Origin of the sequence: Acinetobacter sp. 809848 (assembly GCF_000581275.1) — a bacterium.
Lineage (GTDB): Bacteria > Pseudomonadota > Gammaproteobacteria > Pseudomonadales > Moraxellaceae > Acinetobacter > Acinetobacter pittii.
The window spans coordinates 1-2,047 of record NZ_JEXG01000107.1 but is presented as its reverse complement, the minus strand read 5'-3'; the positions used below and the strand labels follow the sequence as shown (position 1 = coordinate 2,047).

Here is a 2,047-nt window from a genome sequence, read left to right as displayed (position 1 = left end):
CGGAGGTGTCATGAATCACCAATTCAAACACCTTCCTGAACATAAGCAGAGGGAAGGCATCCAGTCTTGGTATGAGCCAGCCCTTAATCTCCTAAACAAAATGCTTGAACGAAACAAAGCAAATCTACGTAAGCGTGGCTATAACGAAAAGAATGCAGCCATTACACGCGAAGAGTTTAGACAAGAACTCGCTCGACGTGGCCGCATTACTTTGTATTTAGCTGGGGAAATTGAAACGAGTTTGTATAAGGCTCAAAAGATTGAATACATGGGCGGATATGTAAAGCCTAAGGAGATGCAATGAATGAGTTATCTCTTTTCGCAGGCGCTGGTGGAGGAATTCTCGCATCTTATCTCTTGGGATGGCGAACAGTGTGCGCAGTTGAACGTGATGCCTACGCAGCACAAGTTCTGGCGCAACGACAGAATGATGGAATTCTCGAAGCTTTCCCAATTTGGTCTGACATTACATCTTTTGACGGAAAACCATGGAGAGGAATTGTTGACGTTATATCTGGCGGCTTTCCGTGCCAAGACATCTCATCCGCAGGAAAAGGTGCAGGAATCGAAGGTGAACGTTCCGGGCTTTGGGCAGAAATGGCACGAATTATCGGTGAAGTACGACCTAGATACGTGTTCGTGGAAAACTCACCAATGCTTGTTTCCAGAGGACTTACAAGAGTCATCAGTGACCTTGCCAAAATGGGGTATGACGCGCAATGGGCACGTTTTTCAGCATCTAACTTTGGAGCGCCCCATATCCGTGACCGAATTTGGATTGTTGCCCACTCCCAAAGCATCGGATGCGAAACCAAGAACGTCTCCAGCAGATTTCCTCAGAAATTCACCAGGATTGGAAACTGTAGTCAATATGTGGCCAACTCCCAAAGCATCCGATTGGAACAAGCGGGGAAATGTAAGTCCTCATCCGAGAAATGGTTTACCAGGTGCGGTCATGAACTTTCCGACACCAACTGCGAGCGATGCAAACAAGTGGAGCAACGAGTCTTTAGCCGAACGCAAAGCGAAGGGACGCCAGATCCGTCTCAATACAGCAGTTTCGCCAGAGGGTGGGAATGGTGGGCGATTGAACCCGAACTGGGTCGAGTGGCTGATGGGGTGGCCAATCGGGTGGACCGACTTAAAGCCATTGGAAATGGACAAGTTTCAATCGTGGCGAAAAGCGCATTTGAATTTTTAGGGGAAGATCTATGAGTTTAGATGCGACCATTTGGGCTTTCAAAGCCGAGGTTAAAACCTCAAGCCAGAGACTCGTTTTATTGGCCTTGGCTGATAGAGCGGGAGAATCTCACAAGTGTTACCCAAGCATTAAGCGAATGGTTAAAGACACTGTCCTTAACCGTAAAACGGTGATCAAGGTATTAGATGAACTTGAAGCGATTTCATTAATTAGATTTACAGGTGAAATCACAGGGAATGGTGTGAAGGTTTACCAATTAATTGGTGTGATGGGCCGTGAAGAAAATGATTTAACCAGTCCCAAAAATGGTACTAGTACCAATAACGGAACTAGTTCCAATTTCGGTACTGGTTCCAAAAACGGTACTAGTACCAATAGTGGGACCGCAACCAGTCCCAAAAACGGTACCGAGACCAGTACCAATATTGGGACAGAGAATCTATCAGGGAATCTATCAGATGAATCTAAAAATAAAAAAACATGGTTGAGTTTGAAAAAACTTGGTGAAGAAATTCTTTTGGCAACTGATCAGGAAACTTACGAGCAAATCAAAAAAGCCACTTGGTTCGATCGAGAGTTAAGAGCATTTGAACTCTACAACGCTGAAAAGAATCTTTGTGATGAACTCATGAATTACCACTTTGCAGATTGGTTAATCAACGCATGTGGTAAATACCAAGCTCGTGAACAGGCACCTTTCCGAAATTCTGGGTCGCAGGTTCGCTGCTCGCCGAGCGCACCGCACCAGTTGAGCGACAAACAGGTTCACGCCTTCGCTCAAAAACTTTCACAACATCCTGAGTTCGCAAGCCAGTTTGCAGCTGCAGGGGAAAGCTACGATCAACT

At 45.8% G+C, this 2,047-nt stretch carries 3 protein-coding genes; all 3 read left to right on the top strand.

The genetic code is table 11. The features are described from left to right. The first annotated feature begins 10 nt into the window (after positions 1-10). On the top strand, positions 11-304 hold the full coding sequence (locus tag J536_RS0104960; RefSeq protein ID WP_032063432.1) for a hypothetical protein: 294 nt from the start codon (positions 11-13) through the stop codon (positions 302-304). Continuing rightward, positions 301-1,215: a DNA cytosine methyltransferase gene (locus tag J536_RS23890; protein ID WP_032063431.1), complete on the top strand. Its 915-nt coding sequence runs from the start codon at positions 301-303 to the stop codon at positions 1,213-1,215. The genes J536_RS0104960 and J536_RS23890 overlap by 4 nt, the downstream gene beginning before the upstream one ends. Next, the coding region (locus J536_RS23885; RefSeq protein WP_032064222.1) for a helix-turn-helix domain-containing protein at positions 1,212-2,047 on the top strand (836 nt) is incomplete at its 3' end. The genes J536_RS23890 and J536_RS23885, both read left to right, overlap by 4 nt.